Annotated in this window: 8 protein-coding genes; 5 read left to right on the plus strand and 3 right to left on the minus strand. The window is 60.7% G+C overall.

Annotated elements, in window-relative coordinates:
- Positions 1-5 precede the first annotated feature (5 nt).
- Positions 6-1577 (minus strand): cytochrome ubiquinol oxidase subunit I, encoded by a 1572-nt coding sequence (locus QZT71_RS05645; protein WP_295913677.1) that lies wholly within the window; start codon positions 1575-1577, stop codon positions 6-8.
- A gap of 9 nt (positions 1578-1586) precedes the next feature.
- Positions 1587-1799, minus strand: a complete 213-nt coding sequence (locus QZT71_RS05650) for a DUF4492 domain-containing protein (RefSeq protein WP_295913680.1) — start codon at positions 1797-1799, stop codon at positions 1587-1589.
- Positions 1800-1984: 185 nt separating this feature from the next.
- On the opposite strand from QZT71_RS05650, the gene QZT71_RS05655 reads away from it, so the two are divergent.
- The 5 genes from QZT71_RS05655 to QZT71_RS05675 all read left to right on the plus strand — a co-directional run bounded on the left by QZT71_RS05655 (position 1985) and on the right by QZT71_RS05675 (position 6137).
- On the plus strand, positions 1985-3460 hold the full coding sequence (locus tag QZT71_RS05655; protein ID WP_295913698.1) for a Na+/H+ antiporter NhaC family protein: 1476 nt from the start codon (positions 1985-1987) through the stop codon (positions 3458-3460).
- A complete protein-coding gene (locus QZT71_RS05660) occupies positions 3447-4109 on the plus strand; it encodes an HAD family hydrolase (RefSeq protein WP_295913682.1) in 663 nt (220 codons plus the stop codon). The genes QZT71_RS05655 and QZT71_RS05660 overlap by 14 nt, the downstream gene beginning before the upstream one ends.
- 117 nt (positions 4110-4226) lie before the next feature.
- Positions 4227-4829 (plus strand): TetR/AcrR family transcriptional regulator, encoded by a 603-nt coding sequence (locus QZT71_RS05665; protein WP_295913683.1) that lies wholly within the window; start codon positions 4227-4229, stop codon positions 4827-4829.
- A 67-nt stretch (positions 4830-4896) separates the two neighbouring features.
- A complete protein-coding gene (locus QZT71_RS05670; protein WP_295913687.1) occupies positions 4897-5616 on the plus strand; it encodes a hypothetical protein in 720 nt (239 codons plus the stop codon).
- Positions 5613-6137, plus strand: a complete 525-nt coding sequence (locus QZT71_RS05675) for a hypothetical protein (protein WP_295913689.1) — start codon at positions 5613-5615, stop codon at positions 6135-6137. The genes QZT71_RS05670 and QZT71_RS05675 overlap by 4 nt, the downstream gene beginning before the upstream one ends.
- A gap of 8 nt (positions 6138-6145) precedes the next feature.
- On the opposite strand, the gene QZT71_RS05680 is transcribed toward QZT71_RS05675, so the two are convergent.
- Positions 6146-6916 (minus strand): sigma-54-dependent Fis family transcriptional regulator (locus QZT71_RS05680; RefSeq protein ID WP_295913691.1); only part of this gene is annotated, 771 nt, incomplete at its 5' end.

The raw sequence follows: 6916 nt of genomic DNA on the forward strand, positions 1-6916 counted from the left end.
GTCGTTTACTGTTTTTCGTTTTCGGGCCCGATTTTAATCTGGCGGAACAGGATGCTCAATTCGGCAATCAGCAGCGCCGTGAACAGGACGAGGAAGATGACGAACGTGGCCGTTACGGAGGTGCTGCCGATTTTCGACGCCGCGATGCCCACGGGCATCAAATCCTGAATGGCCCACGGTTGCCGTCCGACCTCGGCCAGCACCCATCCGGCCTGCGAGGCGAGGTAGGCCAGCGGAATCGACCAGATGGCGACCCACAGCAGCCAGCGTTTGCCGGCCAGCCTGTCCCGGCGGTTGAGCCACCATACCAGTCCCAGCAGCAGGATGAAGAAGCAACCTGCGCCGACCATCACGCGGAACGAGTAGAAGAGCAGCGGCACGTTGGGAACGATGTCCTGCGGGGCGTTGAGATAGCCGTAGCCGAAATAAGCGAAGTATTCGCGCAGGAACTCCTTGCCTTCGGGCGTCGAGGGGTCGAATTTGGCCGTGACCTCGTCGATTACCGTCCGGTCGCCCGCCTCGAGCGCAGCACGGTAGCGGGCCAGCTCGCCCACGGCGAGGCGTCCGCGCTCCATTTTTTCCGAGGCCGACATCACGCCGTACTCCTCGTTGCCGTCCACCAGGTCGTTGATGCCTGCCACATAGGCGTCGGCGTCACGGAAGCTCATGATGGAGAGCAGTTTCGGGATGTCGATTTTGAAGTAGAATGCGTCCTCGTTCGAGGTGCGCTCCGCTTCGGGCTTCACGATCCCGATAGCCGTCAGGGGCGCACCCTGCTGTCCGTCGTACAGCGCCTCCATGGCGGCGAGCTTCATCGGTTGCACGCGGGCGATGACGGCGCCCGACTTGTCGCCCGTCATGGCCGTGACGAGTGCGAAGACGAAGCCGAAAGCCGAGGCGATGGCGATGCTTTTGCGGGCCATCTCCCGTTCGCGGCCTTTCAGCAGGTACCAGGCGCTGACGCCCACGACGAAGAGCGCCGCCAGTACGAACGACGAAGTAATCGTGTGGAAGAATTTGTTCATCGCCACGGGCGAGAAGAGCACGTCCCAGAACGAGGTCATCTCGTTGCGCACGGTCGCGAGGTTGAACGTACAGCCTACGGGGTACTGCATCCACGCGTTGGCGACCAGTATCCACAACGCCGAGAGGTTGGCCCCGATGGCCGTGAGCCACGTCGCCGTGAGGTGGAAGCCTTTGGAAACCTTGTTCCAGCCGAAGAACATGACGGCGATGAAGGTGCTCTCCATGAAGAAAGCCATGATGCCCTCGACGGCCAGCGGTGCGCCGAAGATGTCGCCTACGAAATGCGAGTAGTTCGACCAGTTGGTGCCGAACTCGAATTCGAGGATGATGCCCGTGGCAACTCCGATGGCGAAGTTGATGCCGAACAGGCGCATCCAGAATTTGGTCGTGCGTTTCCAGAATGCGTCGCCCGTGCGGACATAAAGGGTTTCCATGATGGCGATGATGAACCCCAGTCCCAGCGTGAGCGGAACGAAAAGCCAGTGGTATATGGCCGTCATGGCGAATTGCGCACGCGACCAGTCGACTGTTTGCAGGTAATCCGATAACATATCTGAAAGTTATTTTTCGGGGGTTAGTTCTTTCATGACCGAGCGGCTGCGCTCTTCGGGGCTCTGCCCGGCGAGGAAGTCGGGGAAGAAGAAAATCTTGAGGATTGCGAACAGGATGAACAGTTTGACGAGGATGATGGCCCACAGGGTTTTGCCCACGGTCATGCCGCGGAATCCGTCGATGTAGAACCGAACAACCTTTTTGAGAGTCTGAACCGCCATTTTGCGTTAAGTGAGTATGTTTTATCAAAGTTAGGCAAAATATCGGAAATACAAAAAGGGCGGGGCCCGAAAAGCCGCACTTACCTATCATCCGGCCGGAAAAGGCTACCTGCGGCGCCGGGCATGCGGGTTTTTTATAAGTTTTTCGTATTTTTGCCGCTTGTATGGTTAATGAGAATCCGAATCTGAAAGACAACCGGGCGAAACTGCCCGCGGCGTGGGTGTCCGCCGTGCCGCTGGCGGTGCTGACGCTGCTCCTGTACGTGGTCATCCGCGGTTTCGGGGGCGATGCGATCAACGGCGGTAGCCAAATCGCCCTGCTGTCGGCCACGTCGGTCTGCGTGATGCTCTCGATCGGCATCTACCGTTGCAAATGGTCGGTGCTGGAAGAGGCGATTATCGACAATATCCGCGCCTCGGCGTCGGCCATCGTCATTTTGCTGCTTATCGGCGCCATCGCCGGGTCGTGGATGGTGAGCGGCGTGGTGCCGACGATGATTTACTACGGGCTGAAAATCCTGCATCCCTCGTTTTTCCTCGTCGCCTCGTGCCTGATTTGCGCCGGGGTGTCGCTTATGACCGGCAGTTCGTGGACGACCATCGCCACCATCGGCGTGGCGCTGATGGGCATCGGGCAGGCCATGGGTTTTCCCGAGGGGTGGATCGCCGGCGCGATTATCTCGGGCGCCTACTTCGGCGACAAACTCTCGCTGCTTTCCGACACCACGGTGCTGGCCTCGTCGACTGTCGGCGTGCCGATTTTCACGCATATCCGGTATATGCTCTACACGACCATCCCGTCGTTCGTCATCGCACTGGCGGTCTTTATCGTCGCGGGACTGATGCTGGACCATACAGGGGGTGCGCACGCCGGGCTCTACGCCGATTCGCTGCGCGCCGCGTTCCGCATTACGCCGTGGCTGCTGCTGGTACCCGTAGCCACGGGCGTGCTGATTGTGCGCAAGCTGCCGGCCATCGTGACGCTTTTCTGCGCGGCGGTCTTCGCCTGTGTCGCCATGCTGCTGGCCCAACCCGAAATGGTGGCGAAAGTGGCGGGCGTCGGAAGCCTCGATTTCATGTCGGGGTTCAAGGGCGTGCTGATGAGCTGCTTCGGCCCGACGGCGATTCCGACCGGAAGTCCCCACCTGGACGAGCTGGTCGCCACGCGCGGCATGGCGGGCATGCTCAATACCGTGTGGTTAATCATCTGCGCCATGTGCTTCGGCGGCGTGATGACGGGCAGCGGCATGCTGCGTTCGCTGACCGCTATCTTCCTGCGTTTCGTCCGCCGTACGTTCTCGACCGTGGCCTCGACCGTCGGCGCGGGTATCTTTTTCAACCTCTGCACCGCCGACCAGTATATCTCGATTATCCTGTCGGGGCGCCTGTTCCGTGAACTTTATGCCGAGCGGGGGCTCGAGCCGCGACTGTTGAGCCGCTCGGTCGAGGATTCCGCCACGGTGTGCTCGGTGCTCGTGCCGTGGAACTCGTGCGGCATGACGCAGGCCACGGTGCTCGGGGTTTCGACTTTCGTCTATATGCCTTACTGTATTTTCAATATCGTCAGCCCGCTGATGTCGCTCGTCGTGGCGGCTGCGGGCTGGAAAATTAAAAAGGCCGCAGGAACTGCCGGCCGCCGTCCTGATTATGGAAAAGAATAGGAATACCGATTTGGTCATCTTTGACCTCGACGGCACGCTGCTCAATACGATCGGCGATTTGGCCGTCGCGTGCAACGCCGTATTGGCCCTGCGCGGACTGCCGCAGCATACTTACGACCAGTACTGTCATTTCGTGGGCAACGGCATCATGCGCCTGGTGGAGCGGGCGCTGCCCGAAGAGCTGCGTACGCCCTATACGGTTGCGGCCGTGCGCGCCGACTTCGTGAAATACTACACGGAGCATATCGACACCCATACCGAGCCATACGAAGGTATTCCGGAGCTGGTGGACGGGCTCGTGCAGCGGGGTATCCGCATGGCCGTGGCTTCGAACAAGTTCCAGGCAGGAACCGAGAAGCTCGTCCGCCTGTTTTTTCCCGGCGTGGAGTTCGCCGTGGTGTTCGGACAGCGCGAGGGCGTGCCCCTGAAACCCGATCCTGCGGTGGTGGGGGAGATACTCTCGCTCACGGGCGCGGCGAAAGAGCGGGTGCTTTACGTGGGCGATTCGGGCGTGGACATTCAGACCGCAGCCGCAGCCGGTGTCCGGTCTGTGGGCGTTACGTGGGGATTCCGCGATCGTGCGGAACTCGAAGAGGCGGGCGCGCAGCATATCGTCGACACGCCCGGGGAAATTTTCGAGTTGCTTTAGGCAGCCTCTTTCGTACCTGCCGGGCGGTGTTTTCCCGTTTCCCGAAATTTTTATGCCGTGGAATTTGCTTATTACCGGACGGCTTCCTATATTTGTTCCCGATTAGTAACATATGAAATGATAAACGGGAAAACGGAACGGGACAGGGAGGCGACGGAGCGGCGTTTGCTGGAGGCGGTCGGCGACGAGATTCGCGAAAACGGGTTCGAGCGGCTCGGCATCAATGCGGTCGCGGCCCGCTCGGGGGTGTCGAAGATACTTATATACCGCTATTTCGGCTCGCTCGAAGGGCTGATGGCGGCCTACATCCGCCGGCACGATTTCTGGATTAATTTTCAGGACGGCATCCCTGCCCGGGAAGAGCTGCCCGCTTTCCTGAAAAAGACGTTCCGCGACCAAATCGGGCAGCTGCGCGGCAATCCGACGCTGAAGCGGCTGTACCGCTGGGAACTGTCGTCGGACAACGAACTGATTGTAAAGCTGCGGGAGCAGCGCGAACGAATCGGTATGGAGCGCATACGCGAGGTCTGCCTGCGCTCGGGACATGCCGAAGAGGAGATTGCGGTGCTGGCGGCTTTCCTGACGGCTTCGGTGACTTACCTGGTGCTGCTGGGGGAGTTCTGCCCCGTTTACAACGGGATTCCGATTGCGGAAGATGCGGGGTGGGAGCGCATCGGCCGGGGAATCGACAAACTTGTCGATTTATTTTTCCATATGTGACGGGCTCCGCGTCACTTTTTTTTAAACCGAATGTTACCGAATGGTAACAAATTATTGAAACGAAAAGATGAAAAAAATGATGATGATTTGGATTTTGCCGCTCGCACTCCTTTGCGGCTGCGAGAAGGATTTGGTGGTGTACGGACACGGAAGCCTGGAGGTTTCCGTCGAACAGGGCGATGCCTGGCTGCACGATTTCCCGCTGTTGCTGGGAATCAAAAAGAAGAATCCGCCGCAGATAGCGGTCTGGTTGGAGGACACGGAGGGCAACTACCTCGCGACGGTTTACGCAAGTCATAAAATCGCCACCCGGTCGTGGCTGGCGGCCGGCGGAAACCGCCGCCGGGAGGCTTTGCCGCACTGGTGCCATTGCCGGGGTGTGCGCTATCCGGACGGACTGTACCTGCCGACCGAGGAGGAGCCGTTGGCCGACGGCATCTCCGGGGCGACGCCCCGCGGCAGTTTCGGCGTGAAATTATGCCCGGCCGGCGGGTTGACGCGGTTCGTCGTGAAAGTCGAGGTGAACCATTCGACCGATTTCAACGAAGCCTATCCCGCGTCGGCAAAGGCGGGGGAGCCCGGTTACTCGGGCGGACGGCATGGAAGCGGCCAGCCTGCCGTGGTCTACGCCGCCGATGTCGACCTGTCGTCGGGCGTAACGGAGTTCGGGGCCGTGCTGGTCGGGCACAGCAGTCCGGACGGCAGCTCCGGGGATGTGTCCTCCGATGTTTCCGCACTTACGACGGCTTTGCGGATTGTGAAACGGATAACGGTCAGCATACGATGAAAAGGTTCGTGTTGCTGCTGTTTGCGGCGTTGGCCGTGCGGGCGGCCTGCGGACAGGCGCCGCGGCGTTTTTGCTTTTCGACGGCTGTCGGTACGGGCATCGCCTTGAGCGAGCCCGCGTCCACGCCCCTCGTCTGGCGGGTTGCGGGGTATTGTCGTGTCGGGCGGCGGTTCCTGGCGGGCGCCGGAACCGGGCTCTCCTTTTACGAAAAGACGCTGGTACCCCTCTTTGCCGATGTGCGGCTGCTCGTTACGCGCCCCCGGCGTTTTACGCCTTATGCAGGATGTGCAGCCGGCTATGCTTTCGCTCCGGGCCGGGAGGCCAACGGCGGGGTTATGCTCAACCCCTCGGTCGGGGTGCGGTATGCGCTGCGCAGCGGGACGGAGCTGTTCCTTTCGGCCGGTTACGAAATGCAGGAACTGGAGCGGCTCAAAAAATACGCGGGTGCGCATTTTGCGGCCGAATTCGGCGAACGGCTCCGTCACGGCACCGTGCTGCTGCAGGCCGGAATCCTGTTTTAGGGACGCCGTCAGCAATATGCCTTTACGTCGTCGAGCGTAATCCGCTCCTCGCTCAGGATGATGAGCCGTTCGATGACGTTGCGCAGTTCGCGGATGTTGCCGCTCCACGGCATCGACTGCAGTTCGCCGAGGGCGTCCGCTTCGATGCGTTTGGGCGGGATGCGGTATTCGGTGCAGATTGCGCCGATGAAGTGGTCGACGAGCTGCGGAATGTCCTGTGCGTGTTCGCGCAGTGCCGGGACGCGCACCACGACCACCCCGATACGGTGGTAGAGGTCTTCGCGGAAATTGCCTTTCTTAATCTCCTCGCGCAGGTTCTTGTTCGTCGCAGCGATGACGCGCACGTCCACGTCGATGTCCTTGTCGCTGCCCACGCGGCTGATTTTGTTCTCCTGCAGCGCACGCAGTACCTTGGCCTGTGCCGCCAGCGACATGTCGCCGATTTCGTCCATGAAGAGCGTGCCGCCGTCGGCCTGCTCGAATTTGCCTTTGCGCTGTTTGATGGCCGAGGTGAATGCGCCCCGCTCGTGGCCGAAAAGCTCGCTTTCGATCAGCTCCGAGGGAATCGCCGCGCAGTTGACTTCGACGAACGGCGCCGCGGCACGGGCGCTTTTGGCGTGCAGCCAGCGCGCCACCAGCTCCTTGCCCGTGCCGTTTTCGCCCGTAATCAGTACGCGGGCCTCGCACGGCGCGACCTTGTCTATCAGCACGCGGACGTGTTCGATTTGCGGCGAGGTGCCGATGATATGTTCCGTATGTACGCTGTGCGTGCGGCGGGT

The sequence above is a fragment of the uncultured Alistipes sp. genome (genome assembly GCF_902388705.1).
Classification (GTDB): domain Bacteria; phylum Bacteroidota; class Bacteroidia; order Bacteroidales; family Rikenellaceae; genus Alistipes.

Coding starts and splice junctions, on each gene's coding strand:
- QZT71_RS05645 (WP_295913677.1), bottom strand. CDS start 1,577: ATGTTATCGGATTACCTGCAAACAGTCGACTGGTCGCGTGCGCAATTC.
- QZT71_RS05650 (WP_295913680.1), bottom strand. CDS start 1,799: ATGGCGGTTCAGACTCTCAAAAAGGTTGTTCGGTTCTACATCGACGGA.
- QZT71_RS05660 (WP_295913682.1), top strand. CDS start 3,447: ATGGAAAAGAATAGGAATACCGATTTGGTCATCTTTGACCTCGACGGC.
- QZT71_RS05665 (WP_295913683.1), top strand. CDS start 4,227: ATGATAAACGGGAAAACGGAACGGGACAGGGAGGCGACGGAGCGGCGT.
- QZT71_RS05670 (WP_295913687.1), top strand. CDS start 4,897: ATGAAAAAAATGATGATGATTTGGATTTTGCCGCTCGCACTCCTTTGC.
- QZT71_RS05675 (WP_295913689.1), top strand. CDS start 5,613: ATGAAAAGGTTCGTGTTGCTGCTGTTTGCGGCGTTGGCCGTGCGGGCG.